Annotated in this window: 26 protein-coding genes; 19 read left to right on the top strand and 7 right to left on the bottom strand. The window is 55.2% G+C overall.

Features of this window, described 5'->3' with window-relative positions; genetic code table 11:
- The first annotated feature begins 8 nt into the window (after positions 1-8).
- From tauB to tauD, 3 genes are read left to right on the top strand one after another with little or no spacing between them, the layout of a single operon-like run.
- A complete protein-coding gene (tauB, locus tag H2Z33_RS03010) occupies positions 9-776 on the top strand; it encodes a taurine ABC transporter ATP-binding subunit (protein ID WP_017383143.1) in 768 nt (255 codons plus the stop codon).
- Entirely contained in the window at positions 773-1,600 is an 828-nt protein-coding gene (gene tauC / locus H2Z33_RS03005; RefSeq protein WP_017383144.1) for a taurine ABC transporter permease TauC, read from the top strand. Before tauB ends, tauC begins: the two co-directional genes overlap by 4 nt.
- Positions 1,597-2,448: a taurine dioxygenase gene (gene tauD, locus H2Z33_RS03000; protein WP_033487708.1), complete on the top strand. Its 852-nt coding sequence runs from the start codon at positions 1,597-1,599 to the stop codon at positions 2,446-2,448. The genes tauC and tauD overlap by 4 nt, the downstream gene beginning before the upstream one ends.
- Positions 2,449-2,527: 79 nt before the next feature.
- Here tauD and H2Z33_RS02995 read toward each other — a convergent pair whose 3' ends face one another.
- On the bottom strand, positions 2,528-4,228 hold the full coding sequence (locus H2Z33_RS02995) for a lysophospholipid acyltransferase family protein (protein ID WP_047637572.1): 1,701 nt from the start codon (positions 4,226-4,228) through the stop codon (positions 2,528-2,530).
- Between the two features lie 128 nt (positions 4,229-4,356).
- A complete protein-coding gene (gene hemB, locus H2Z33_RS02990; protein ID WP_015571323.1) occupies positions 4,357-5,331 on the bottom strand; it encodes a porphobilinogen synthase in 975 nt (324 codons plus the stop codon).
- 452 nt (positions 5,332-5,783) lie between these two features.
- Between hemB and H2Z33_RS02985 the strand changes: the two genes are divergently transcribed.
- Entirely contained in the window at positions 5,784-8,558 is a 2,775-nt protein-coding gene (locus tag H2Z33_RS02985) for an autotransporter outer membrane beta-barrel domain-containing protein (protein ID WP_063135458.1), read from the top strand.
- 88 nt (positions 8,559-8,646) lie between these two features.
- A complete protein-coding gene (locus tag H2Z33_RS02980; protein WP_015571320.1) occupies positions 8,647-9,273 on the top strand; it encodes a helix-turn-helix domain-containing protein in 627 nt (208 codons plus the stop codon).
- A gap of 2 nt (positions 9,274-9,275) precedes the next feature.
- Here the strand turns inward: H2Z33_RS02980 and ampH are convergent, their stop codons facing one another.
- Positions 9,276-10,436 (bottom strand): D-alanyl-D-alanine-carboxypeptidase/endopeptidase AmpH, encoded by a 1,161-nt coding sequence (gene ampH / locus H2Z33_RS02975; RefSeq protein ID WP_033487706.1) that lies wholly within the window; start codon positions 10,434-10,436, stop codon positions 9,276-9,278.
- A gap of 351 nt (positions 10,437-10,787) precedes the next feature.
- Here ampH and sbmA point away from each other — a divergent pair, with 351 nt between their 5' ends.
- Together sbmA and H2Z33_RS02965 are read left to right on the top strand one after the other, a co-directional pair.
- A complete protein-coding gene (sbmA, locus tag H2Z33_RS02970) occupies positions 10,788-12,008 on the top strand; it encodes a peptide antibiotic transporter SbmA (protein WP_003859162.1) in 1,221 nt (406 codons plus the stop codon).
- 12 nt (positions 12,009-12,020) lie between these two features.
- Positions 12,021-13,118, top strand: coding sequence for a DUF1615 domain-containing protein (locus H2Z33_RS02965; RefSeq protein WP_017383149.1), 1,098 nt, complete (start codon positions 12,021-12,023; stop codon positions 13,116-13,118).
- On the opposite strand, the gene H2Z33_RS02960 is transcribed toward H2Z33_RS02965, so the two are convergent.
- Positions 13,119-13,421: a DUF2755 family protein gene (locus H2Z33_RS02960; protein ID WP_003859159.1), complete on the bottom strand. Its 303-nt coding sequence runs from the start codon at positions 13,419-13,421 to the stop codon at positions 13,119-13,121.
- 247 nt (positions 13,422-13,668) lie between these two features.
- Here H2Z33_RS02960 and H2Z33_RS02955 point away from each other — a divergent pair, with 247 nt between their 5' ends.
- Positions 13,669-13,890 (top strand): DUF2754 domain-containing protein, encoded by a 222-nt coding sequence (locus tag H2Z33_RS02955; protein ID WP_015571318.1) that lies wholly within the window; start codon positions 13,669-13,671, stop codon positions 13,888-13,890.
- Between the two features lie 3 nt (positions 13,891-13,893).
- Here the strand turns inward: H2Z33_RS02955 and ddlA are convergent, their stop codons facing one another.
- Positions 13,894-14,991, bottom strand: a complete 1,098-nt coding sequence (ddlA, locus tag H2Z33_RS02950; RefSeq protein WP_047746105.1) for a D-alanine--D-alanine ligase — start codon at positions 14,989-14,991, stop codon at positions 13,894-13,896.
- Positions 14,992-15,094: 103 nt separating this feature from the next.
- On the opposite strand from ddlA, the gene H2Z33_RS02945 reads away from it, so the two are divergent.
- The 5 genes from H2Z33_RS02945 to adrA all read left to right on the top strand — a co-directional run bounded on the left by H2Z33_RS02945 (position 15,095) and on the right by adrA (position 19,452).
- Complete coding sequence (locus H2Z33_RS02945) at positions 15,095-15,778, top strand: extensin family protein (RefSeq protein ID WP_032647385.1); 684 nt, start codon at positions 15,095-15,097, stop codon at positions 15,776-15,778.
- 169 nt (positions 15,779-15,947) lie between these two features.
- Positions 15,948-17,162 (top strand): multidrug efflux MFS transporter, encoded by a 1,215-nt coding sequence (locus H2Z33_RS02940; RefSeq protein ID WP_015571317.1) that lies wholly within the window; start codon positions 15,948-15,950, stop codon positions 17,160-17,162.
- A 208-nt stretch (positions 17,163-17,370) separates the two neighbouring features.
- On the top strand, positions 17,371-17,631 hold the full coding sequence (gene iraP / locus H2Z33_RS02935) for an anti-adapter protein IraP (RefSeq protein WP_003859148.1): 261 nt from the start codon (positions 17,371-17,373) through the stop codon (positions 17,629-17,631).
- A 294-nt stretch (positions 17,632-17,925) separates the two neighbouring features.
- Positions 17,926-18,246, top strand: a complete 321-nt coding sequence (psiF, locus tag H2Z33_RS02930) for a phosphate starvation-inducible protein PsiF (protein ID WP_015571316.1) — start codon at positions 17,926-17,928, stop codon at positions 18,244-18,246.
- A 102-nt stretch (positions 18,247-18,348) separates the two neighbouring features.
- Complete coding sequence (gene adrA, locus H2Z33_RS02925; protein ID WP_023296005.1) at positions 18,349-19,452, top strand: diguanylate cyclase AdrA; 1,104 nt, start codon at positions 18,349-18,351, stop codon at positions 19,450-19,452.
- A gap of 16 nt (positions 19,453-19,468) precedes the next feature.
- On the opposite strand, the gene proC is transcribed toward adrA, so the two are convergent.
- A complete protein-coding gene (proC, locus tag H2Z33_RS02920; RefSeq protein ID WP_063135457.1) occupies positions 19,469-20,278 on the bottom strand; it encodes a pyrroline-5-carboxylate reductase in 810 nt (269 codons plus the stop codon).
- A gap of 97 nt (positions 20,279-20,375) precedes the next feature.
- Between proC and H2Z33_RS02915 the strand changes: the two genes are divergently transcribed.
- From H2Z33_RS02915 to ppnP, 5 genes are all read left to right on the top strand, one after another.
- On the top strand, positions 20,376-20,834 hold the full coding sequence (locus H2Z33_RS02915) for a YaiI/YqxD family protein (RefSeq protein WP_003859141.1): 459 nt from the start codon (positions 20,376-20,378) through the stop codon (positions 20,832-20,834).
- A gap of 144 nt (positions 20,835-20,978) precedes the next feature.
- A complete protein-coding gene (aroL, locus tag H2Z33_RS02910) occupies positions 20,979-21,503 on the top strand; it encodes a shikimate kinase AroL (protein ID WP_017383154.1) in 525 nt (174 codons plus the stop codon).
- Between the two features lie 44 nt (positions 21,504-21,547).
- A complete protein-coding gene (yaiA, locus tag H2Z33_RS02905; RefSeq protein ID WP_003859135.1) occupies positions 21,548-21,739 on the top strand; it encodes a protein YaiA in 192 nt (63 codons plus the stop codon).
- A 236-nt stretch (positions 21,740-21,975) separates the two neighbouring features.
- Positions 21,976-22,653 carry an AroM family protein gene (locus tag H2Z33_RS02900; RefSeq protein WP_003859133.1) on the top strand — a complete coding sequence of 226 codons (678 nt, stop codon included), beginning with the start codon at positions 21,976-21,978 and terminating at the stop codon, positions 22,651-22,653.
- Positions 22,654-22,724: 71 nt separating this feature from the next.
- Positions 22,725-23,012: a pyrimidine/purine nucleoside phosphorylase gene (ppnP, locus tag H2Z33_RS02895; RefSeq protein ID WP_003859131.1), complete on the top strand. Its 288-nt coding sequence runs from the start codon at positions 22,725-22,727 to the stop codon at positions 23,010-23,012.
- Positions 23,013-23,059: 47 nt separating this feature from the next.
- Here ppnP and rdgC read toward each other — a convergent pair whose 3' ends face one another.
- A complete protein-coding gene (gene rdgC / locus H2Z33_RS02890; RefSeq protein ID WP_006809928.1) occupies positions 23,060-23,974 on the bottom strand; it encodes a recombination-associated protein RdgC in 915 nt (304 codons plus the stop codon).
- A 123-nt stretch (positions 23,975-24,097) separates the two neighbouring features.
- Here rdgC and mak point away from each other — a divergent pair, with 123 nt between their 5' ends.
- Positions 24,098-25,003, top strand: a complete 906-nt coding sequence (gene mak, locus H2Z33_RS02885; protein WP_063135456.1) for a fructokinase — start codon at positions 24,098-24,100, stop codon at positions 25,001-25,003.
- The last annotated feature ends 127 nt before the right edge of the window (positions 25,004-25,130 follow it).

The following is a 25,130-nucleotide window of genomic DNA, read 5'->3' as shown; positions in this document are numbered from 1 at the left end:
GGGCTGCAATGCTGAACATTACAAACCTGTCTGCCGATTACGGCGGCAAACCCGCCCTGGAAGAGATCAACCTGACGCTGGACAGCGGTGAACTGCTGGTGGTGCTGGGGCCGTCCGGCTGCGGGAAAACGACGCTGCTGAACCTGATCGCCGGGTTTGTACCGTATCAGCACGGCACGATCCAGCTGGAAGGGAAACGGGTTACGGGGCCAGGCGCAGAGCGCGGCGTGGTCTTCCAGAATGAAGGATTACTCCCGTGGCGAAACGTTCAGGAAAACGTTGCGTTTGGTCTGCAACTGGCAGGTGTAGCGCGTGAACAGCGCCTGAGTACGGCGCGCGATATGCTGAAAAAGGTCGGGCTGGAGGGGGCTGAAAAACGCTTTATCTGGCAGCTTTCAGGCGGGCAGCGTCAGCGCGTCGGGATCGCCCGTGCGCTGGCGGCTAACCCACAGCTGCTGTTGCTGGACGAACCTTTCGGGGCGCTGGATGCCTTCACCCGCGAGCAGATGCAAACCCTGCTGCTGCGCCTGTGGCACGAGACGGGCAAGCAGGTGCTGTTAATTACCCACGATATCGAAGAGGCGGTGTTTATGGCGACCGAGCTGGTGCTGCTCTCGCCGGGGCCGGGCCGCGTGCTGGAGCGCCTGCCGCTTGAGTTTGCCCGCCGCTATGTGGCGGGAGAGCCGGTACGCAGCATCAAATCCGATCCGCTGTTTATTGAACAGCGTGAATACGTCTTAAGCCGCGTGTTTGAGCAACGGGAGGCGTTCTCATGAGCATTGTTTTCAGTGAAAAAACGCGGCGGACGCGCCTTGCCTTACGCTGGCCGTTCTCTCGCCAGCTCACCTTAAGCCTCAGCACGCTGGTGGTGCTGCTGGCGGTATGGTGGGCGGTTGCCGCGCAGCAGTGGGTCAGCCCGCTGTTTCTGCCCCCGCCAGGCCAGGTTCTGGAAAAACTAATTACTATCGCCGGGCCGCAGGGCTTTATGGATGCCACGCTCTGGCAGCATTTAGGCGCCAGTCTGATGCGTATTCTGGTGGCGCTGCTGGCGGCGGTCATTATTGGCGTTCCGGTGGGGATCGCGATGGGACTGAGCCCGACGGTACGCGGCATTCTCGACCCGCTGATAGAGCTTTACCGTCCCGTCCCGCCGCTGGCTTACCTGCCCCTGATGGTGATCTGGTTTGGCATCGGCGAGACGTCAAAGATCTTACTGATATACCTGGCGATATTTGCGCCGGTAGCCATGTCGGCCCTGGCTGGCGTAAAGAGTGCGCAGCAGGTACGCATACGTGCGGCGCAGTCGCTCGGCGCCAGCCGCGCGCAGATACTGCTGTTCGTCATTTTACCAGGCGCGCTGCCGGAGATACTGACCGGGCTGCGCATCGGCCTTGGGGTGGGCTGGTCTACGCTGGTGGCGGCAGAGCTGATAGCCGCCACGCGCGGCCTTGGGTTTATGGTGCAGTCGGCGGGAGAGTTCCTGGCGACTGACGTGGTACTGGCAGGGATCGCGGTGATCGCCGCGATTGCCTTTGGATTAGAACTGGGACTGCGCGCGCTACAGCGTCGCCTGACGCCCTGGCATGGAGAAATACAATGAGTGAACGACTGACCATTACCCCGCTGGGGCCATATATTGGCGCGCAGGTGTCGGGTCTGGACGTAACCCGTCCGCTGAGCGATAACCAGTTTGAGCAGCTGTACCACGCGGTGCTGCGTCATCAGGTGGTGTTCCTGCGCGAACAGGCCATTACCCCACAGCAGCAGCGCGCGCTGGCCCTGCGTTTTGGCGACCTGCATATCCACCCGGTCTACCCGCATGCGGAAGGGGTGGAGGAAATTATCGTGCTGGACACCCATAACGATAACCCGCCCGATAATGACAACTGGCACACGGACGTTACCTTTATCGGCACACCGCCAGCCGGGGCGATTCTGGCAGCAAAACAGCTGCCGGAGACGGGTGGGGATACGCTGTGGGCCAGCGGGATTGCCGCGTTTGAGGCGCTCTCCGCGCCGCTCCAGACTCTGCTGAGCGGCCTGCGGGCGGAGCATGACTTCAAAAAATCGTTCCCGGAGTACAAGTACCGCAAAAGCGAAGAGGAGCACCAGCGCTGGCTGGATGCGGTCGCAAAACATCCCCCGCTGCTGCACCCGGTGGTGCGTACCCATCCGGTGACCGGAAAGCAGGCGCTGTTTGTGAATGAAGGGTTTACCACGCGTATCGTGGACGTAGCGGAAAAAGAGAGTGAGGCGCTGCTCGGCTTCCTGTTCGCGCACATCACCAAACCGGAGTTCCAGGTGCGCTGGCGCTGGCAGGAGAACGATCTGGCGATCTGGGATAACCGCGTCACGCAGCATTACGCCAATGCGGATTACCTGCCGCAGCGAAGGATTATGCAGCGGGCGACGATCCTGGGGGATAAACCGTTTTACCGTGCGCCTTGATTGCCGGGTGGCGGCGTTGCCTTACCCGGCCTACGTTTAATTGTAGGCCCGGTAAGCGCAGCGCCACCGGGCAACGGAGCTAAAGGTGTGCTTCTATATACCGCTGATAGCGGTTTGCCTTCAGATAACACAGATCCACCAGCACCAGCCCGTCGATACAGTTATTGAACGCCGGATCGCTGCCGAAATCGATAAACTGCACGCCGCCGGGTTCGCATAGCTCGGAATACTGTTTGTAGAGCGGCGGGATGCCGCAACCCAGGTTGCCGAGCAGGGATTTCAGCTTTGTCAGGTCATCCACGTAATCCACTCCGCCAAACTGTGCCAGCACGTCCGGAAGTGAGGCCGGGTAGGGTTGACGCGAGGCGGCTAAGGGATGGCTGGCCGGAAACCAGAGACGATAAAACGCCACCAGCAGATCCCGTGCGGCAGGCGGTAAGCCGCCGGAGATGGACACCGGACCAAACAGGTAACGGTAATGGGGATAGCGTGCCAGATAGGCGCCAATGCCTGACCACAGATAGTCCAGACCGCGACGCCCCCAGTAGCGCGGCTGTATAAAGCTGCGCCCCAGCTCAATACCGTGCTCAAGTATGTCCTGCATTTTTTCGTCGTAGTGGAACAGGCTGTAGCTGTACAACCCCTCGACGCCGCGCTTTTCCACCTGCATGGCCGTTGGCATAAAGCGGTACGCGCCGACAATCTCCAGGTCATCGTCATCCCACAGAATAAGGTGCAGATAGTCATCATCGTAGCTGTCGGTATCCCGGCGCTTCCCGCTGCCTTCCTCCACGGCACGAAAGGCAATCTCGCGCAGCCGCCCCAGCTCGCGCAGCAGAGGCGCCTCTTCCTGCCCGTTGCGCTGCCAAAGATAGATGGCCTTACCATCGCTGGTTTTGCCCAGACACTCGGCCTGCGCCAGTTCGCGCTTGAGCGTCGCCCTGTCTTCCGGGCGGGCAATGGCGCACTGGGTTTTAAAGACGCCAGGCAATCCCTTGCCAAGACGTATCACGTGCTGACGACACTGCTCGGCCATCTCACGCGATGAAAGGGTAGAACTAAACCGCTCATTCCAGGCAATCTGCTGGCCGATTTTGATCGGCAGCTGACTGTGACGGCGGCGAAACATCTGTTGCATCAGCAGCAGCATGGATACCGTTGGCGAGACCAGGGTACTGGCATAAAACAGCAGGCTGTTGTGCGCCTGGATATGTACCGGGAGTAGCGGCACCCGTAGTTTGCCGGCCAGCTTGATAAAGCCCGGATGCCATTTTTTATCGCGGATGCCTTTGCGCGTTGGGCGGGAAACTTCGCCCGCCGGAAAGAAGATCAGCACGCCGGCGTTTTGCAGGTGCTGCTCCATCTGTATCAGCGAGGCTTTTGCGGTTCTGCCGCCCATATTATCTACGGGAATAAACAATGAACTGAGGGGCTCAAGGTGGGACAGCATCCTGTTGGTAACAACCCTCACGTCGCGTCGCACGCGGGAAACGGCATACAGCAGCGCCAGCCCATCCAGGGTGCCGGTGGGGTGGTTCGCTATCACAATGAGTGGGCCGTGTTCGGGGATTTGTTCGAGGTCGCGGGCGGAAACGGAGCAGTGAATATCAAGGTGTTCCAGAACCTGCTCCACCATATCCAGCCCTTTCAGGTGACGGTGGCTGGCGGCAAACTGCTGAAATTCGTCTTCGTGAAGCAGTCTTTTTAACAGACTTTTTTGCCAGGGTGCGGGCCTCGCCTGAGGCCAAAGGTCATCAAGAACGCTGTCGAGACTAAACATTGATCACTCCTCCTGCCGTCTTGCCCAGACAGTAGAAGGAGGAGATGTCGTTTGTATTGCAGTTTGGTGAAGATTAGTGCAGAGAGCAGGCCGGGTAAGGCGAAGTCGTTACCCGGCGCTAAAGCGGATTAACGCAGAATTTTCTTCTCAGCCAGATCCAGCGCGAAATAGCTGAAGATCAGATCCGCGCCCGCGCGTTTGATCGCCCCCAGGCTTTCGAGGATCACTTTCTCTTCGTCGATGGCACCCGCCTGCGCGGCGAATTTGATCATCGCGTACTCGCCGCTCACCTGGTAGGCGCCCAGCGGCAGTTCGGTGCGTTCGCGAATGTCGCGCAGGATATCCAGGTATGCGCCAGCAGGTTTCACCATCAGGCAGTCAGCGCCCTGGGCTTCATCCAGCAGAGACTCACGAATCGCTTCGCGGCGGTTCAGCGGGTTCATCTGATAGGTTTTACGATCGCCTTTCAGCGCCGTGCCGGCTGCTTCACGGAACGGGCCGTAGAAAGAGGAGGCAAATTTGGTGGAATAGGACATGATGGCGGTGTCGGTGAAGCCCGCAGCGTCCAGCGCCTGACGGATCGCCTGTACCTGCCCATCCATTGCCGCAGAAGGCGCAATGAAATCCGCACCCGCAGCGGCGGCAACTACCGCCTGCTTGCCCAGATTCAGCAGGGTCGCATCGTTGTCCACGCCGTGATCGCACAGCACACCACAGTGGCCATGAGAGGTGTATTCGCAGAAGCAGGTATCGGACATGACGATCATCTCCGGCACACTCTCTTTGCAGATGCGCGACATACGTGCGACGAGGCCGTCTTCTTTCCAGGCATCGCTGCCGGTCGCGTCAGTGTGGTGGGAGATACCGAACGTCATTACCGAGCGGATGCCCGCATTCGCAATGCGTTCGATCTCGCGGGCCAGATGCTTTTCAGGAATGCGCATCACGCCCGGCATCGCGTCGATGGCTTTGTAGTCATCGATCTCTTCTTCAACAAAAATCGGCAACACCAGATCGTTTAAGGTCAGTGTTGTCTCTTCAAACATGGCGCGCAGTGCGGGAGACTTGCGCAGGCGACGGGGACGTGCAATTAAATCGGTCATGGTATGCCTGATGTTTGTGGAACAAAGAGGTATAGTGTACCTGAAAGCAGGGAGCGGTGTTTTACTAAAGTTGTCTTTTAGATTTTCGAAATCGACTAATATTCGCTGTATGTATTTTGTCTATATTATAAAACTTATTCTGGTGTTCAGCGTGGTGTTTAATATTGGTGAGGTTTCTATATTGGTTCGGGATTATAAATATAAATGATTTATTGCTTTTTATTATATGTGCCGAAGCAACTAAAGTGGTTTGCAATCACTTGAATTTATAATATTTATTCATAATGATTGATATTTCCATGGGTTTATAAGCTTATTTGTCTGAATACGGACTTAATGGAATCATTCATTGAACCTTTTCGAAGTGAAACTGCATAATTCCTTCCGCAATTTAATGTTGCTAAATGATTTGATGGACAAACTTGCTTACGTCCCTGAGGAGGGATGACCCAATGCAAATATGGAAAAAGAAACTGGTTGTATCACAACTTGCATTAGCCTGCACACTGGCTATCGCTTCTCAGGCCAATGCGAAAGATATATCCGGCACAACATATAATACTTTTGGCTATGACAATACCGCGTCCACGCCCTGGTATTATGGTTATGCTGACTGGGATTATTCAGATGCCACACATGATGGTGACATTTATCCAGTCATCAATAAATCAACCGTAAACGGAGTTATTTCGACATACTATCTTGATGATGGTGTCAATGGCCGTGCGAACGCGTTGAGTATTTCTAACAGCACCATTAACGGCATGATCACGTCAGAGTGTATGACCACGACGTGTGCAGATGGCGTGGATACTGACGGTACCACTCATACCCAGTATGATCGTTTTAGCCTGACTGTTGATAACTCCACCATCAACGATACCTACGAGCATTACGCCTACGATGTCGTCAATGGTGAAACCACTGAAACGCATTATCTGGACACCTATGGTCTGGGTAACGCGATCACGCTGGACGTTGAATCTGATATCGTTATTCAGAACAACTCCCATATCGCGGGCATCACGCTGACGCAGGGTTATCAGGAGCTGGATAACACGCCATACGACGGTGTTGAAGGGGTTGCTAACAGCAGCAATATCTTTACCGATACGCTGGTGGTGAAAGATTCTGTGCTGACCTCTGGTGCGTACAGCGATCTGGGTACCAGTGGCTTCTACGGTCAAACGGCGAAGCCGAGCGACTACGGTGAAACCAACGCCACGGCTGCGGATGATGCGGCGCTGATCGTTGTTGCTGGCGCGTCTGATAACGCTATGCAGACCACCGCTACCTTCGATCACTCTACCATTACCGGCGACATCCTTTTCGCCAGCACCTTTGATAACAACTTCTACGAGAATGGCGATCCGGCAACGGATACCACCGATGACGGCGTCTATAACCCAACTACCAACGGCTGGGATGATACCGACAAGCTGGATGTCACGCTGACCAACGGCAGTAAATGGGTTGGCGCCGCGCAGTCCAGCGTTGAGGCCATCGGCACGGCGCAGATGTATGGTGAAGGCTACAGCGATGTAGACTGGCACACGCTTTCTCCAAACAGCATCTGGCCTGATTCTACCTTTGACAGCAACGGTCATGTTGCAGGTGAAGAAGTTTATCAGAGCGGCCTGTTCAACGTGGCGCTGGATAACGGTTCCGAGTGGGATACCCGTAAGATCTCCAACATCGACGCGCTGACGGTGAACAACCAGTCTCAGGTCAATGTTGAAAACTCCGGCCTGCTGGCAGATTCCATCACCCTGACCAATGCGTCTAGCCTGAATATTGGCGACAGCGGTGGTGTAGCTACCGACAGCCTGTATCTGGATAGCTACAGCCGTGCTGCACTCACTGAAGAGACAGCTGAGCTGTATGCCAACACCATTACCGTGGACAACGGTGCAGAGCTGGCGCTGGGTCTGGGTCAGGTTGATACGCACAATATGGTGCTGACCGATGGCGGTGTGCTTAACGTTGCCAGCCGTGATTATGTGCTGAACAGCGACCTGAACAACGCACGCTATATCACCAACGATCGCTCCAAAGCGGACTACGACTATGGTGTTGTCGCGCTGAACTCTGACGGCCATCTGGCGGTGAACGGTGACGTTGCCGGTAACTATAAAGTGCGCATCGACGATGCGACCGGCGCAGGCTCCGTAGCTGACTACGAAAACAAAGAGATCGTTCGCGTCTATGACAATAACGCGGATACCGCTGCCAGCTTTACTGCGGCAAACAAAGCTGATTTAGGTGCATACACCTATCAGGCGCAGCAGAAGGGCGACACCGTTGTTCTCCAGCAGGAAGAGCTGACTGACTACGCCAACATGGCGCTGAGCATTCCTTCTGCTAATACCAACATCTGGAATCTGCAACAGGATACCGTGGGTACCCGTCTGACCAACAGCCGTCATGGCCTGGCAGATAACGGCGGCGCATGGGTGAGCTATTTCGGCGGCAACTTTGACGCGGATAATGGCACCGTTAGCTACGATCAGGACGTAAGCGGCATTATGGTAGGTCTGGATACTCAGATCGACGGTAATAACGCGAAGTGGATGGTCGGTGGTGCGGCTGGTTTCGCGAAGGGTGATATCAGCGATCGTACTGGTCAGGTCGATCAGGACAGCCAGACTGCGATGATCTACGCGTCGGCGAAGTTCATGAACGACATCTTCCTCGACAGCTCCCTGAGCTACACCCGCTTCAACAACGACCTCTCTGCTACCATGAGCAACGGTCAGTATGTTGACGGTAATACCACGACTGACGCCGTTGGTTTCGGGATGAAACTGGGCTATGACTGGAAACCAAACCTGTCTGGCTACGTCACGCCTTACGCGGCGATCTCTGGCCTGTTCCAGTCCGGTGATGACTACCAGTTAAGCAACGACATGCGTATCGATGGTCAGTCTTACGACAGTATGCGTTATGAACTCGGCGTGGATGCAGGTTATACCTTCAACTACGGCGGCGAGCAGGCATTAACGCCTTACTTCAAACTGGCTTACGTGTATGACGATGCCGACAACAATGCTGATATCAACAATGACAGCATTGATAACGGCGTGGAAGGCTCTGCGGTTCGCGTGGGACTGGGCACTCAGTTCAGCTTCACGAAAAACTTCAGTGCTTACACTGATGCGACTTATCTGGGCGGCGGCGACGTTGACCAGAACTGGGGAGCAAACCTGGGTGTGAAATATACCTGGTAAGAGAAAAGCGCGGGGGATTTTTCCCCCGCTTTTTTATGTGCTTTAAAAATAATAAAGAACCGACAGATACAGATGACTTGAGGTATGCATGAACGTTAATGCGAAACCACTTTCTGAATTAAGCCGGCTCATAAAGTGTCTGGAAGTCGCCGGTACCCCATTTAAGATCGAACCACAACAATTAATAACTACCGGCAATAATGATGATGAACCATTGACCGTTGTCATACAATCCGGCCTGACGGCCGTCCACCGTAAATCAGACGAATTACTTATGGGTATTGCGCGGGCACCGTATATCCACGGTTTAAGCGCATGGATAAATGAAAACTATCTTGAATATTCTTTGATGGCACAGACGCCTTGTACCGGATTTTATTTACCGGCATCTGACGCGTACCAGCTTATTCAGGACGCGCAACTTTGGCAAGAGGCTTTCTGCTGGCTGTCATGGCTTAACCATTTATTGGGAAAACGTGACATGCAGTTGGTCGGAAATAATTCCTATAGCCAAATCCGGGCGATGCTGATCAATATGGCCGAGTGGGATGACACGCTACGTTCAAAAATTGGTGTTATGAATCATATTCAGCGTAGCACTCGTATTTCTCGTTCGGTCGTTGCTGAGGTTCTGGCGGCGCTGCGACAGGGGAACTACATCAATATGAGCCGGGGCAAACTGATCAGTATCAACCGTTTGCCCACGGACTATTGAGATCAGTTAGAGGCCGTAAGCACCTGCGCTTTATTGGCGCTCAGCTCGGCCACCAGGTTATTTATGCCATCACTCATATTCACGAAGCGTGTATTTGGCGACCGGGTGACCACCACAAAAGCGCCTACGTTTGATTGCGGAATCATCGCCATGTAGGTGATGAATCCGCCACCTCCACCGGTTTTTTGAATAATCCCAGGTCGGCCATCTTTTGGCGCCATATACACCCAGCCCATGCCGAGGGCATCGGCTTTACCTGGAACATCCATGCCAATGACGCGTCGTAGCTGAGCACGCTGGTAGATGAGCGTCTGCATTCGGTCGGCCTGATTGCTACGCGCGTAAAAATCCGATGAGAGGAACTGTTGCATCCAGCGCATCATGTCGCCAGGCGTAGAGTAAACGCCACCGCTGCCAATGGCAGCCAGCGTGTTATTGCACGGGCTGGCCCCTTTTTCCGCCACCATCAGACGCTTGCACTGGTCCGGGGAAGGGGTGTAAGTGGTATCTTTCATCCCGAGCGGACGCGTGATCTGCTCTTCAAACAGTTGAGGGTAAGGCTTACCCGACGCCGTCGCTAAAGCGTCGGCCAGCAGATCAAACGCCAGGTTAGAATAGCCGGCCTGCGAGCCCGGGGCCGATTTCAGGGTTGCTGTGCTCAGGTAGTTCCAGCGTTGCTCGCGGGTTGGCCAGACAAAGACAGGGCGATGCGCAGCGCCACCGGGCTGTTCTCGCGGCAGGGCGCTGGTATGGGTCGCCAGATTCACCAGTCTGATCGGCGTTCCCTGATATGTCGGAACGCGAGCGCCGGGCGGTGCATATTTGCTGAGCGGATCGTCGAGTTTCACCACGCCCTGATCGAGCAGTTTCACCAGCATTTCGCTGGTCATCAGCTTGGTTATCGATGCGACACGGATAACGGAATCCAGCTGCGGACGAATGTTATTTCCCGGTCGTGTTTCACCGAAGCTGCGAAACACCCGCTGGTTACCGTCGATCACGACCAGCGCCATTCCCGTCGCACCGCTGCCGTAATAAATAAGGTTGGCGTAGCGATCGGCAATGTCAGAGGCCAGAACCGGGGCCGTCAGAGGCTGTGCTGCCTGGGCGGTGGACAGGCTCACCGCACACAGCGCGGCGATAGAGAGCAGACAACGTTTCAACGAAAAGCATCCATCAAGTGAATAAGGAAAGTTACGGGTAGTTATACTACTAATCGGCGTCGGGCAATGGCCCGATTTGCATAACGATAGCGAGAAAAACGTAACCGTGGGTAAATTTGAACAATTTACTTGCGGCGTGGCTCCCATTTTGTGACATCGACCGTATGATAGACGCTACGATCGCTGTTGCGAATGAAACGCACCGAAACAATTCCTGAAAACTGTGAAGCGAACTAATAATTCACCCGCAGGTCTCACTTTTTTGCCTGAGCCGGGAGTCTGGCACAGGCAAGGTTTCGTGTGGCGATATGTTGAACACAGCAACAGCCATAACAACAAGAAGGAAGCACAATGTTTAAGTCTTTTTTCCCAAAGCCGGGGCCCTTTTTCCTGTCGGCATTTATTTGGGCACTGCTGGCTGTCATTTTCTGGCAGGCCGGTGGCGGCGCGTGGCTGACCCGTCTTACGGGGGCAACGGGCGACATTCCCATTAGCGCAGCGCGCTTCTGGTCCATGAGCTATCTGCTTTTCTACGCTTATTACGTGCTCTGCGTAGGGCTTTTTGCCATGTTCTGGTTCGTCTATTCTCCTCACCGCTGGCAATACTGGTCGATTCTCGGCACGTCGTTAATCATCTTTGTCACCTGGTTCCTGGTGGAGGTGGGCGTAGCGGTCAACGCCTGGTATGCGCCGTTTTACGATCTGATCCAGACGGCGCTGAGTTCGCCGCATAAAGTGACCATTAACCAGTTCTACCATGAGGTGGGGATCTTCCTCGGCATCGCCCTTATCGCCGTGGTGATTGGCGTGATGAATAACTTTTTCGTCAGCCACTATGTGTTCCGCTGGCGTACCGCGATGAACGAACACTATATGGCGCACTGGCAGCACCTGCGGCATATCGAAGGTGCCGCACAGCGTGTGCAGGAAGACACCATGCGTTTTGCCTCTACTCTGGAAGATATGGGAGTGAGCTTTATCAACGCCATCATGACGCTGATCGCCTTCCTGCCGGTGCTGGTGACGCTCTCGTCGCACGTTCCGGAGCTGCCGATTGTCGGCCATCTGCCATACGGCCTGGTGATTGCTGCGATTGTCTGGTCGCTGATGGGAACGGGGCTGCTGGCGGTGGTGGGGATCAAGCTGCCGGGGCTGGAGTTTAAAAACCAGCGCGTGGAAGCGGCCTACCGTAAAGAACTGGTGTATGGCGAAGACGATGCCAACCGTGCGTCACCGCCTACCGTGCGTGAGCTGTTTGGCGCCGTACGTCGTAACTATTTCCGCCTCTATTTCCATTACATGTATTTCAATATCGCGCGCATTCTTTATCTTCAGGTTGATAACGTTTTCGGGTTGTTCCTGCTGTTCCCGTCCATCGTTGCGGGTACGATTACGCTCGGTCTGATGACCCAAATCACCAACGTCTTTGGTCAGGTTCGCGGTTCGTTCCAGTATCTGATCAGCTCCTGGACTACGCTGGTGGAGCTGATGTCCATCTACAAACGTTTACGCAGTTTCGAGCGTGAGCTGGACGATAAGGACGTGCAGGAAGTCACCCATACATTAGGTTAAAAAGGAATTGCTATGCCATTTGCCGTACCACGTGCATTACCGCTGACGTTACTCGCCGCTTTTGTGCTGGCGGGCTGTGCCGAAAAAGGGGCTGCCCCGCTCAAAGAAGGGGAGAAGCCCGTTGATGTGGCGAGCGTGGTGCGGCAAAAAATGCCCGCCAGCGTGAAGGATCGCAGTGAGTGGGCTGATGCGCTGGCCGCGACCTTCAAAAGCCAGAAGATCGCGCCTACCGAGGAGAATATCTGCTCGGTGCTCGCGGTGGCGCAGCAGGAATCGATGTATCAGTCAGATCCTGTAGTGCCTGGCCTGAACAAAATCGCCTGGAAGGAGATCGACCGCCGGGCCGAATCGATGCATATCCCGGTTTTCCTGGTGCATACCGCCCTTAAAATCACCTCGCCAAACGGTAAAAGCTACAGTGAACGGCTGGATACGGTGAAAACCGAGAAACAGCTTAGCGCCATTTTCGATGATTTCATCAATATGGTGCCGATGGGGCAGAAGCTGTTTGGCTCACTGAATCCGGTGCATACCGGCGGTCCGATGCAGGTCAGTATCGCATTTGCGGAAAAGCATACCGACGGCTATCCGTGGGATATCGACGGTACGGTACGTCAGGAGGTCTTCTCCCTGCGCGGTGGGCTGTGGTTTGGGACGTATCACCTGCTGAATTATCCGGCCAACTACGATAAACCGCTGTATCGCTTTGCCGACTTTAACGCGGGCTGGTATGCCAGCCGAAATGCAGCCTTCCAGAATGCGGTAAGCCGCGCCAGCGGTGTGAAGCTCGCTTTGGACGGCGATCTCATTGCTTACGGCAGCAGTGAGGCCGGGACCACCGAACGTGCGGTGCGAAAACTCTCGACGAAGCTGGAGATGAGCAACAGCGACATTCGCCGACAGCTGGAGAAGGGCGACAGCCTGGCGTTTGAGAAAACGGATCTGTATAAGCAGGTCTTTGCGCTGGCCGAGAAGAAAAGTGGAAAGGCTTTACCCAGAGCCATTCTGCCAGGCATTCAGCTGGAAAGCCCGAAGATCACGCGTAACCTGACGACCGCCTGGTTCGCGAAACGCGTTGACGATCGTCGGGCACGCTGTATGGGACTGTAATCAGTGGCGGTTGCGCCAGCGCAGGACAAGGGCAATCACGCCCAGAACCATGCTGCCCGCGAGGAAGGGAATGAGTCCAAATACGGTGCTCACGCCTAAACCGATTTCAACGCGCGGGCGGCCTGTATCCTGCACCTGCATCAGATGCTCATACACGCCAGGGGCATGCACCAGCATATTCAGCAGTTGGGTTCCTGCCCAGAAACAAAACAGAACAAACAGGGCATAGGCAATATTCCCCGCCGTGGAGGTTTTTGGTTGTTTTCCGCCAAAAATCGGTTTCGACAATGTAAAGTCTGCCATAAGACCTCCCGATAATATCACTCTGTTTTAATACGCGTCGTACAGGGTGAGTGTGACAGGTCATAGCATTTGTCAATATCAGAATCGTGGGAAATTCGGCTCAGGATTTCTCCTGGATTGTCGATTTCTGCATCACGTCACAAATTGATAACATAAGTGAAACTGCGCTGCATTTCAGAATTTACGTATCCGCCACAGACGCCATTATCAAACTGTGAGAGGATAGTTTTTTTCTGCCGGAGTTGTCATGAAGCTCACTTCCAAATTACGCCGTGACTGGCATTACTACGCCTTTGCGATCGGGCTGATCTTTATTCTCAACGGTGTTGTCGGGCTGCTGGGATTTGAAGCGAAAGGCTGGCAAACCTATGCGGTTGGGCTGGTAACCTGGGTAATCAGTTTCTGGCTGGCGGGATTTATTATCCGCCGTCGTCCCGATGAGACGACGACGGCGGAGAAAGCTGACTAAGCGTTAGTTAACGGAACTTTTCAGGGCGCTGTCAGCGGCGTGGCGCTCCAGTGCCAGTTCAATCAGGCGGGTGATCAGTTCCGGATAGCTTATCCCGCTGGCCTGCCACAGCTTCGGGTACATGCTGATATTGGTAAAGCCCGGCAGAGTGTTGATTTCGTTAATCACCACCTCGTTATCCGGCGTCAGAAACACGTCGACGCGCGCCATCCCACAGCATCCCAGCGCCTGATAGGCTTCAACGGCGATCGCCCGGATCTTGTCGTTAACGTCGGGATCGAGCGCGGCGGGAACCACAACCTGGGCACCTTTGTCGTCAATATATTTGGTGTCGTAGGAATAGAAGTCACTGTTCAGTACCACTTCACCACAGGTACTCGCCTGCGGGAAGTCGTTGCCCAGTACGGCGCACTCAATTTCACGACCGTTAATTCCCTGCTCAACCACCACCTTATGGTCAAATTCAAAGGCCAGACGAACGGCATCGTTAAACTGCGCTTCGCTGGTGACTTTGCTGACGCCGACGGACGAGCCCTGATTCGCCGGTTTCACAAACAGCGGCAGGCCGAGTTGCGCCTGGATCTGCGCGAAGCTGTGTTTATCGCGGTTGGCGCGAGTGAGCGTCACGAACGGCGCAATATTCAGACCGGCGTCGCGCAGGAGACGTTTTGCGACGTCTTTATCCATGCAGGCGGCAGAGCCCAGCACATCGGAACCGACAAACGGCAGGTTTGCCATCCGCAACATGCCTTGCAGAGAGCCGTCTTCGCCCAGCGTGCCGTGAACGATAGGGAACACTACGTCAATCTGTGCCAGCGCCTGCGCGTTCCCGGCATCGATAAGCTGTCCCTGTTCCACGCCTGGAACCGTTGCGACGCTGACATCAGAAGGATTAAGGGCAATGTGCGCCGGATCGTCAGCGTGTAACAGATACTGGCTGGCATCGTTAACATGCCACTGGCCCTGTTTATCAATGCCCAGCAGCACCACGTCAAAACGGCTTTTATCAATCGCATCAACGATATTTTTAGCCGATTGCAATGACACCTCGTGCTCTGCCGATTTTCCCCCAAAGACAATACCTACGCGCTGCTTTGCCATCTCACTCTCTTCCAGTCTGACGAAAAGCCCATAACATACCACGATGCCCGGCGGGTTTCGCGGCCTTCTGCCATAATGTTTTGGGGATGCTGAAGGGGGGCGCGTGAAAGGAAAAGGTCTGCTTATTCTTATTGTTATTGCCGGGATCGCCACGGTGGGCTACCGCTGGTTGCCGCCGTATTACAATCCTTTCGTGCCGCTTACGCTTGACGATCCGCCCGGAAAAATAACCCAGTTTAAACTTCGACGTTTAACACCGCAGGCATGCGAAAGCCTGTTAGCGCAGGCGAATCAACGCCAGCTTATCCGTACCCAGTCTGTCGCTGACAGCGCCGGTGAGTGTCCGCTGAGTAACGTGGTGCGCGTGCGCGATTTTGGCCCGGTGAGCCTGAACAGCAGCTTTCTGGCCAGTTGTCCGCTGGCGTTAAGTTCGGCGCTGTTTGTCAGCCAGCAGGCCCGACCGCTCACCAAAACCTGGACCGGAAGCGAGCTTACGCGTATTGAACATCTGGGCAGCTTCGCCTGCCGCAATATCTACAGCCGCCCGGATGCGCGGCGCAGCGAACATGCCACGGCGGATGCGCTGGATATCAGCGCTTTCAGGCTGGCAAATGGACAGCGCGTTACCGTCCTGAACGGCTGGAAAGCGGAAAAGACGCAGCCCTGGCTACAGGCCCTGCTCTCGGCAAGCTGTGGCTATTACGGTAACGGTCTGGGGCCGGACTATAATGCCGCCCATGCCAACCATTTCCATCTGGGGATGCGCGGCTATGGATTATGTCGATGAAGCATAATCTTCCGCCAAAAATTGGATAAATTGTGACTTATTTCACAAATATGATGACTGGGAAGATAAAACACCAAAGTCTGCAAGGCCGCATCTCTGGCGCTATGTCATTGCGCGTAACTTGCTAATCTGTCGGCGAATTCGCCTAAAAATGAAGACTATTTCTGTTATGGAATCCTGGAAAGTTAATCTCATTTCAGTCTGGTTCGGCTGCTTCTTCACCGGACTGGCTATCAGCCAGATATTGCCCTTCCTGCCGCTGTATGTGTCGCAGCTGGGAGTGACTTCCCATGAAGCGCTCTCGATGTGGTCCGGCCTGACGTTCAGCGTGACGTTTCTGGTCTCCGCCATTGTGTCGCCGATGTGGGGCAGCCTGGCGGATCGCAAGGGGCGCAAGTTGATGCTGCTCCGCGCCTCGCTGGGGATGGCGATAGCCATTTTGCTCCAGGCCTTCGCCACCAACGTCTGGCAGCTGTTTATTCTGCGGGCGATAATGGGGCTGACCTCCGGTTACATTCCGAATGCCATGGCGCTGGTGGCCTCACAGGTACCGCGTGAGCGAAGCGGCTGGGCGCTCAGCACGCTTTCCACGGCCCAGATCAGCGGGGTCATTGGCGGCCCGCTGCTCGGCGGCTTCCTGGCGGACCATGTCGGGCTGCGTGCGGTCTTTATCATTACCGCGATCCTGCTAACGATCAGCTTTCTGGTCACCCTTTTTCTGATTAAAGAGGGCGGGCGGCCTGTTGTCAGTAAATCCGAACGCCTGAGCGGAAAAGCGGTTTTCGCCTCGCTGCCTTATCCTGGCCTGATGATTAGCCTCTTTGTGACGACGATGGTGATCCAGCTCTGTAACGGTTCGGTAGGGCCGATTCTGGCGCTGTTTATCAAGTCGATGGCGCCGGACAGCAGCAACATTGCTTTTCTGAGCGGGATGATTGCCGCGGTGCCGGGCGTGTCGGCGCTGATGTCTGCTCCGCGTCTGGGGAAACTGGGCGACAGGATCGGTACGGCACGTATTCTGATGGCAACGCTCATCATTGCGGTGATCCTTTTCTTTGCCATGTCATTCGTCACCACACCTCTTCAGCTCGGCATCCTGCGCTTCCTGCTTGGCTTCGCAGATGGCGCCATGCTGCCCGCTGTTCAGACGCTGCTGGTGAAATATTCCAGTGACCAGGTAACCGGCCGCATTTTTGGCTACAACCAGTCGTTCATGTATTTAGGCAACGTAGCAGGCCCGCTTATCGGCGCCTCGGTCTCGGCGATGGCGGGTTTCCGCTGGGTATTTGCCGCGACGGCGGTGGTGGTCCTGCTGAATATTATTCAACTGGCCTTTGCCTTGCGACGCCGCAGGCGAATCGCTGAGGCAAAGTCGGCCCGGTAAACACGATAATATATTATTTATTCTTATGAACGCCGCATTTTTATATAACGAAATGCGGCGCCTTTCTTTCAGGAAAACGTTTCGCTTTCGCGCTGAAATATCTTTTTTGGCAGCGATGTCACTTTTGCATAAGATAAAGCCAATCCATGCTTTTCATTATTCAGAGAGGGTGTTAATTTCAGGGGAAATCACATAAGGAAATAGCACCATGAAAAATCTCATTGCTGAGTTGTTGGTTAAGCTTGCCCAAAAGGAAGAAGAGTCGAAAGAGCTGGTTGCCCAGGTCGAGGCGCTGGAAATCGTTGTGACGGCGCTGCTGCGACAGATGGCAAAACCGGAGCAGGAGGCGTTGATCGACAATGTTGAAGGCGCGCTGGAAAAAGCGCGTCCTGATTCCCAGGTGCCTGCGGAAGATGCGGAGCTGCTTCAGCAATACGTAAAGAAGCTTTTAAGGCATCCTCGCAGCTAACCTGTCTGAGGTGAAATGACGTGTCACAGAATTGTCATGCAGGATGCCTGGCGTCGCTCTGTTTTTATTTTTACACATTTATGCAGGGAAAATTAAATTGAGACAGAGCACACCTTTCACCGCATAATTTCTGTTATTAATTACCGCCTCCCCCCCGGCGAAACCGGTTAATGAATATTGTGCCGATACAGGGCTGAAATAACCGCAGAGCCCGGCGAAAATCAGAGTCGCAGGGTGGTTTTTTTCCCGTAACGAGCCAGACTTAACGTGGAACTTCACATAAAGGATGGTGCAATGAAAACAACAATACTGGTTACCCTGCTCTCTGGCCTGTGTCTGATCGCCTCAGCACACGCGGAAGAGAAAACGTTAACGCCCCAGCAGCAGCGCATGACGACCTGTAACCAACAGGCGACATCGCAAAGCCTGAAAGGGGATGCCCGTAAAACGTACATGAGCGACTGCCTTAAAAATGGTGCGGCTAAACCCGGTGAAAAAAGCCTGACCCCACAGCAGCAAAAAATGCGTGAGTGCAACGCCCAGGCGACACAGCAGATGCTGAAAGGCGACGATCGCAGCAAGTTTATGAGCGCGTGCCTCAAAAAACAGGCGTAGTGCTAACGGGTGAGTCACGGCTGTGGCTCACCCAAAATTTCATACTTTCCCCGCTATCCCCCTCTCTATAATTTGGGAAAATGTTTCAGAATATTCCCAAAAATGATGAATGATGAGTTTTATGACAATCACGAGAACATTCGGGAAGCGTGGCACCAGCAGCTTTCTCAGGATGATTCATACCGTTCCGGTCTGCGATTTGCCCGGCGAATACGGCTGGCACGCATCGTTGGTCTGGCGGCGCTATTTGTTCCGCTTGCCAGCGTTCTGGTGAGCCAGTTTCTTTCCGGCGTCTGGTGGTTATTGCTGGTGGGCTGGGTCTTTGTCTGGCCCCATCTGGCCTGGCAGCTGGCTTTTCGTTCGGCTGAACCCCACAGCAGTGAAATTGTTAATCTGAAAATCGATGCCATTATTGCCGGTGTCTGGATGGGGCTAACAGGGTTCAATGCGCTACCAACGGCGGCGCTGATCGTGATGATTGGCATGAATATGATGGGATCGGGGGGATGTCGGTTATTTCTGACAGGACTCGCGCTGCTTGCTCTGTCTGCTCTGCTCACCGTGCAATCCACGGGTACTCCTGTGGTATTGACCTCTGAACCGCTGGCGTTGTGGCTGACGCTCCCCGTGCTGGTGGTCTACCCCATACTGTTTGCCTGGCTCAGCCACCGCACGGCGATCCGTCTGGCAGAGCATAAGCGTCGGCTTGAGCTGATGAGTACCCGCGACGGAATGACCGGCGTATTCAATCGCCGTCACTGGGAAACGCTGCTGCGTAACGAATTTGAGGCCTGCCGTCGCAGCCATCGACAGGCGACGATACTGCTCATCGATATCGATCACTTCAAGACGATCAACGACACCTGGGGGCATGACGTGGGGGATGAAGCGATTGTCGCCATCACGCGCCAGCTTCAGCTGACCCTGCGCTCAGGCGATTATATTGGCCGTTTTGGCGGGGATGAGTTCGCGGTGATCATGTCCGGCACGCCTGCCGACAGCGCGATTGCTGCGATGTCGCGCGTCCACGAACGGCTGGTCAACATGCCGCTGCACGGAGCACCTATGGCGAGGTTGTGTATCAGCGTTGGGGTTGCTCCCTGGGGGGCGCAGTTCACCCACTATCGTGAATGGCTAAAGGCGGCGGACGTGGCCCTCTATAAAGCCAAAAATGCCGGACGGGGCCGCACCGAAGTGGCCGCCTGACGCCCGGCGTAGCGCATCAGGACTTACTGAGCTTCTCTGATTTTTCCATGCATTTTTCCATCGCCTCGATCACGGCGGAGCGGAACCCGCGATCTTCCAGCACGCGCAAGGCTTCAATGGTTGTGCCCCCCGGTGAGCACACCATATCTTTCAGTTCGCCCGGATGTTTACCCGTTTCCAGCACCATTTTGGCCGAACCCATCACCGCCTGCGCTGCAAATTTGTAGGCCTGCGCGCGCGGCATTCCACCCAGTACGGCGGCATCGGCCATGGCTTCGATAAACATAAAGACATACGCCGGGGCAGAGCCGCTCACGCCGACTACCGGGTGGATCATCGGTTCGGCAATCACTTCCGCTTCGCCGAAGCAGCGGAAAATATTCAGTACATCCGCCACGTCTTCAGATGTGACCAGCGCGTTCGGGGTAACGGATGTCATACCGGCATTCACCAGCGACGGGGTGTTTGGCATGGCGCGAACAATCTTACGGTCGTGGCCCAGCGCGCGGGCGAGCTGATCGAGGGTCACGCCTGCGGCAATCGATACCACCAGGGTCTCTTTGTTAAGGCTGGAGGTGATCTCGCTCAGGACTTTAATCATGATATTCGGCTTAACGGCGCCAAAGACAATATCCGCCACCTGAGCCACGTCCTGTGCGCTTTCGGCAGCGTTGACACCATACTCATCACGCAGCGCCGCGACTTTATCCGGGGATGGGGTATAGACCCAAATCTGCCCCGGCAGCACCTGCCCGCTGGCAATCAGTCCGCCGAGGATAGCTTTGCCCATATTTCCGCAGCCGATAAACCCGATTTTCTTATCCATCACGTCTCTCCGTTATTATGCGTTGTTATCTCTCATTGATAGCTTAACAACGAAATGCAGGCGACAATAGTCACCAGAATCATAATGGGGAGAGACTATGGCGATTTGGGTTGATGCGGACGCGTGTCCGAATGTCATCAAAGAGATTTTATTTCGTGCTGCCGAGCGCGTGCAGATGCCGCTGACGCTGGTGGCGAACCAGAATATCCGCGTGCCGCCCTCCAGATACATCCGTTCTCTGCGCGTTCCGGCCGGGTTTGACGTGGCGGATAACGAGATAGTACGCCTGTGTGACGCAGGAGATCTGGTGATCACCGCGGATATCCCGCTGGCTGCCGATGTACTGGCGAAAGGGGCGGCGGCGCTGAACCCGCGCGGAGAACGCTATTCGCCGGCAACGATCCGCGAGAAGCTCACCATGCGTGATTTTATGGATACGCTTCGTTCCAGCGGCGTGCAAACCGGTGGGCCGGACAGCCTGTCGCAGCGCGATCGCCAGCAGTTTGCCGCCGAGCTGGATAAATGGCTGCTGGAAGTGAAGCGCCGCCCGGCGTAGCCCACCTCCGGTCGGTTTTGTGGTACAGTGTGGCTTCCACAGGCTTGTCATTCCGTACCGCTTTGCAGTAAAGTTAGCGCAACATCTACTGCAATCATTTCTTTACAGCCTTCAGTTATCCGGCAGCAAGGGGAACACCTGGTTATGAACCCACCCATCTTTTTAGTTGGCCCTCGCGGCTGTGGGAAAACCACCGTTGGTCTGGAGCTGGCGCGTCTGTGCCAGAGTCAGTTTGTCGATACTGACCACTGGCTCCAGGAGAATGCCGGTAAGACCATCGCCGATATCGTTGAAGATGAGGGTTGGGAGAGCTTTCGTGCGCGTGAAACGGCCACGCTGGAAGCGGTGACCGCGCCGTCAACCGTGATCGCGACCGGTGGGGGCATTATTCTGGCGCCGTATAACCGCCAGTTTATGCGCGAAAAGGGTGTCGTGATCTACCTCTGTGCCCCGGTTTCTACGCTGGTGGGGCGGCTGGAGGCGTTTCCGGAAGAGGGACAGCGCCCGGCGCTGACCGCGAAACCGCTGAGTGAAGAGGTCAGCGACGTCCTTGCCGAACGCGATGCACTGTACCGCGAGGCGGCACACCACGTTGTGGATGCGTCGGCGTCACCCGAGAAAGTTGCGATTCAGATTATTACCGCCCTGCGTTTGGCTTGCGCCAGCTAACAGCCGTCTATACTCATAGCTCAGACATAAAAAAAGGATGAGCTATGCCAACCAGACCTCCCTATCCACGTGAAGCCCGCATCGTTACCGTTGAAAAAGGTAACGGCGATCAGACCGTAACCTGGTACCAGCTGCGTGCCGATCACCCTAAACCTGATTCGCTGATCAGCGAACATGAAACCGAACAGGAAGCGCTGGATGCGAAACGGCGCTATGAGGATCCTGAGAAGTCCTGACAGGAATCCGAATTCGTTACAACCGTGCCTGAATCACACTTTTAACATATCGCTGATGTTAAGCAGCAGTTAATATTTAGTTATTACAGGTGGATTCGGAAAGGCCAGTCGATCTTTACATTACGGTGTAGAGATCCCCTGCTACCCTTGGTGCTGTTTTGTTGAAAAAATGAACAGTGCAGCGTAGTGAGCCTGTACTTGTGTGGCAGTTGTGGTAGTAACGGAAGGCGATCAAAATGAAGGCGACGTTGGCGATCCTCACGATTGGTGTGGTGCCTGTAAGCGAAGTATTACCGCTCTTAACCGAGCATGTCTCTGAACAACAAATTACGCATCTCAGTCTGTTAGGGAAGCTCAGTCGGGAAGAGGTCATGGAAGACTACGCGGTCGGAGAGGGGGAAGATCCCCTGGCAACGTTACTCAGTGACGGTAAACTGGCGCATGTGTCGCGCCAGAAAATCGAGCGCGCGCTACAGGGCGTGATCGAAGTGCTCGACAATCAGGATTATGACGTTATTTTGCTGATGAGCACGGCACCCGTTAAAGGACTCAGCGCGCGTAATGCCATTCTGCTCGAACCGATGCGGATTATCCCCCCGCTGGTGGCCTCAATTGTTGATGGTCATCAGGTTGGGGTCATCGTTCCCGTTGAGGAACTGCTGGATAACCAGACGGTGAAGTGGGCCGCGCTGGAGCACACCCCGCTGTACGCACTGGCAAACCCGTTCTGGGACAGCGAAGCGAAGCTGATTGCGGCCGGGCAGGAGTTGATCGACAGAGGGGCGGATGTCCTGATGCTCGACTGCCTGGGCTTCCATCAGCGGCATCGTGATTTACTGCAAAAGGCGCTGGATGTTCCGGTGCTGCTCTCTAACGTCCTGATGGCGCGCCTGGCGTCAGAATTACTGGTGTAATGATTTTGCGTGACAGGTCATGAGCATGGCCCCTATAGTGGATTTTTCTCAATAAATATAAGGGCCAGTTCATGCTTCAAAGTAACGAATACTTTTCCGGTAAAGTGAAATCCATTGGTTTTACCAGCAGCAGCACTGGCCGCGCCAGTGTCGGCGTAATGGCGGAAGGGGAATACACCTTTGGCACCGCAGAAGCGGAAGAGATGACGGTGGTCAGCGGCGCGCTGAACGTCCTGCTGCCGGGTGAAACGGAGTGGAAAGTCTACAGTGCCGGGCAGGTCTTCAACGTGCCGGGCCACAGCGAGTTCCATTTGCAGGTTGCAGAGCCAACCTCTTATCTGTGCCGCTATCTGAAATAAAAGCATGCCGGGTGGCGCATTCGCTTACCCGGCCTGCGTTTTGCCTGTCAGCGCTGCGCTTCGCCGCCGAGACCTTCCACCAGGTTCTGAATCAGCGCCGCCAGCTCGCCGGTCATCAGGATAAAGTCTGCGTCAAAGCGCTGAGCATAATCTTCGCGGTCGATATCTTCGTTCTGATCGCGCAGTTCATCGCAGAACTTAAGGCGCTTCACGGAGCCGTCATCACACATCACAAACTGAATGCGCTGCTGCCAGTCGAGTGCCAGTTTGGTCACCACTTTGCCCGCTTCAATGTGCACGGCGATTTCGTCGCTCACCAGATCCTGTTTCTTCGCGCGGATCACGCCGCCATCTTCCAGCAGCGCTTTCAGCTCTGCTTCATCAAGGATCTGGAAGCCCTGCGCGGCAGTCCCGCTGCGCACCCACTCGGTCAGGGTCAGCTCAATCGGCGTTTCCAGCGCCAGCGGTACTACCGGTAATGAGCCAAGGCTCTTACGCAGCAGCGCCAGCGTATCTTCCGCTTTTTTGGCGCTGGCGCAGTCCACCATGATCAGCCCGTTCACGGTGTCGATCCACATCATGGTCTGGCTAAAGCGGCTAAAAGCGCGCGGCAGCAGCGAGTGCAGCACTTCATCCTTAAGCGAATCTTTTTCGGTTTTTTTAAGCTTACGGCCTTGTTCAGCTTCCAGCTTGAAGATCTTCGCTTCGAGCGCCTGCTTAACCACGGGCGTCGGCAGGATCTTCTCTTCTTTACGGGCGCAAACGATGATTTGCCCCGTGCTGCTGGCGTGGGTCAGCGCATCGCTTTGAGAACCCATTGGCGGAACCCAGCCGGTTTTTGCCATATCCTGGCTACCGCAAGGGGTAAAGGAGTAAGCGGCTAACTGTTTTTCCATCTCTTCTGCACGCAGCGAAACGTCGCGGCTGAGACGGTAAACCATCAAATTTTTGAACCACAGCATGATAATTTCCACGGCCTTGTCGTTAAATCAGCGGGCATGATAACGAATTGTCGCATCGCTTGCATTGCTAATCGGGAAGCGGGCTTCTACTCTGTTGATAATCAAAATAATGAGGAGTGTCTTGTGCGTATTGGGATTGATTTGGGCGGCACCAAAACAGAAGTTATTGCGCTGAGCGAGCAGGGGGAGCAACTGTTTCGCCACCGTCTGCCTACGCCGCGCGATGATTATCACCAGACCATAGAGACGATTGCCCGCCTGGTCGATATGGCAGAGCAGGCAACGGGCGAGACGGGCACGGTCGGGATGGGGATCCCCGGCTCCATTTCGCCGTATACCGGCGTGGTGAAAAACGCCAACTCCACCTGGCTCAACGGTCAGCCGTTTGATAAAGACTTAAGCCAGCGCCTGAACCGGGAAGTGCGTCTGGCGAATGATGCCAACTGCCTGGCGGTCTCTGAAGCCGTGGATGGCGCAGCGGCTGGCGCGCAGACCGTATTTGCGGTCATTATCGGCACCGGCTGCGGGGCGGGCGTGGCCCTCGGTGGGCGCTCGCATATTGGCGGCAACGGCACCGCGGGCGAGTGGGGGCACAATCCGTTGCCGTGGATGGATGAAGATGAACTCAAATACCGCGCCGAAGTACCGTGCTACTGTGGCAAGCAGGGCTGTATTGAGACCTTTATTTCCGGCACGGGGTTTGCCACCGATTATCATCGTCTGAGCGGTCAGCCGCTGAAAGGTAACGAGATTATGCGTCTGGTTGAGGAGCAGGATCCGGTGGCTGAACTGGCGCTCAGCCGCTACGAAATGCGGCTGGCTAAGTCACTGGCGCATGTGATCAATATTCTTGATCCCGACGTGATTGTACTGGGCGGCGGCATGAGCAACGTCGACCGGCTGTACGCCACGGTGCCAACGCTGGTGAAACAGTGGGTATTTGGCGGCGAGTGCGAAACGCCGATCCGCAAAGCCGTCCACGGAGATTCCAGCGGAGTGCGCGGCGCGGCGTGGCTCTGGTCGGAATAAACGCAAAACCGTTTTTGATGTTTGTGCCCTCTCCCCGTGGGGAGAGGCTACCCCAGTAATTTGAAAGCAAAAGCTATAACGTTGCCTCAGAATAACTGAGGGCTTTCAGCGATGCCTCGGTCCGGCT

Source organism: Enterobacter sp. YSU (genome assembly GCF_016082135.1).
GTDB classification, from domain to species: domain Bacteria; phylum Pseudomonadota; class Gammaproteobacteria; order Enterobacterales; family Enterobacteriaceae; genus Enterobacter; species Enterobacter hormaechei_C.
This window is presented reverse-complemented; position numbering and strand designations above follow the sequence as displayed.

Bases quoted from the DNA above. Each gene is read 5' to 3' on its own strand.
- tauB (WP_017383143.1), top strand. From the start codon at position 9: ATGCTGAACATTACAAACCTGTCTGCCGATTACGGCGGCAAACCCGCC.
- tauC (WP_017383144.1), top strand. From the start codon at position 773: ATGAGCATTGTTTTCAGTGAAAAAACGCGGCGGACGCGCCTTGCCTTA.
- tauD (WP_033487708.1), top strand. From the start codon at position 1,597: ATGAGTGAACGACTGACCATTACCCCGCTGGGGCCATATATTGGCGCG.
- H2Z33_RS02995 (WP_047637572.1), bottom strand. From the start codon at position 4,228: ATGTTTAGTCTCGACAGCGTTCTTGATGACCTTTGGCCTCAGGCGAGG.
- hemB (WP_015571323.1), bottom strand. From the start codon at position 5,331: ATGACCGATTTAATTGCACGTCCCCGTCGCCTGCGCAAGTCTCCCGCA.
- H2Z33_RS02985 (WP_063135458.1), top strand. From the start codon at position 5,784: ATGCAAATATGGAAAAAGAAACTGGTTGTATCACAACTTGCATTAGCC.
- H2Z33_RS02980 (WP_015571320.1), top strand. From the start codon at position 8,647: ATGAACGTTAATGCGAAACCACTTTCTGAATTAAGCCGGCTCATAAAG.
- sbmA (WP_003859162.1), top strand. From the start codon at position 10,788: ATGTTTAAGTCTTTTTTCCCAAAGCCGGGGCCCTTTTTCCTGTCGGCA.
- H2Z33_RS02965 (WP_017383149.1), top strand. From the start codon at position 12,021: ATGCCATTTGCCGTACCACGTGCATTACCGCTGACGTTACTCGCCGCT.
- H2Z33_RS02960 (WP_003859159.1), bottom strand. From the start codon at position 13,421: ATGGCAGACTTTACATTGTCGAAACCGATTTTTGGCGGAAAACAACCA.
- H2Z33_RS02955 (WP_015571318.1), top strand. From the start codon at position 13,669: ATGAAGCTCACTTCCAAATTACGCCGTGACTGGCATTACTACGCCTTT.
- ddlA (WP_047746105.1), bottom strand. From the start codon at position 14,991: ATGGCAAAGCAGCGCGTAGGTATTGTCTTTGGGGGAAAATCGGCAGAG.
- H2Z33_RS02940 (WP_015571317.1), top strand. From the start codon at position 15,948: ATGGAATCCTGGAAAGTTAATCTCATTTCAGTCTGGTTCGGCTGCTTC.
- iraP (WP_003859148.1), top strand. From the start codon at position 17,371: ATGAAAAATCTCATTGCTGAGTTGTTGGTTAAGCTTGCCCAAAAGGAA.
- psiF (WP_015571316.1), top strand. From the start codon at position 17,926: ATGAAAACAACAATACTGGTTACCCTGCTCTCTGGCCTGTGTCTGATC.
- adrA (WP_023296005.1), top strand. From the start codon at position 18,349: ATGATGAATGATGAGTTTTATGACAATCACGAGAACATTCGGGAAGCG.
- proC (WP_063135457.1), bottom strand. From the start codon at position 20,278: ATGGATAAGAAAATCGGGTTTATCGGCTGCGGAAATATGGGCAAAGCT.
- H2Z33_RS02915 (WP_003859141.1), top strand. From the start codon at position 20,376: ATGGCGATTTGGGTTGATGCGGACGCGTGTCCGAATGTCATCAAAGAG.
- aroL (WP_017383154.1), top strand. From the start codon at position 20,979: ATGAACCCACCCATCTTTTTAGTTGGCCCTCGCGGCTGTGGGAAAACC.
- yaiA (WP_003859135.1), top strand. From the start codon at position 21,548: ATGCCAACCAGACCTCCCTATCCACGTGAAGCCCGCATCGTTACCGTT.
- H2Z33_RS02900 (WP_003859133.1), top strand. From the start codon at position 21,976: ATGAAGGCGACGTTGGCGATCCTCACGATTGGTGTGGTGCCTGTAAGC.
- ppnP (WP_003859131.1), top strand. From the start codon at position 22,725: ATGCTTCAAAGTAACGAATACTTTTCCGGTAAAGTGAAATCCATTGGT.
- rdgC (WP_006809928.1), bottom strand. From the start codon at position 23,974: ATGCTGTGGTTCAAAAATTTGATGGTTTACCGTCTCAGCCGCGACGTT.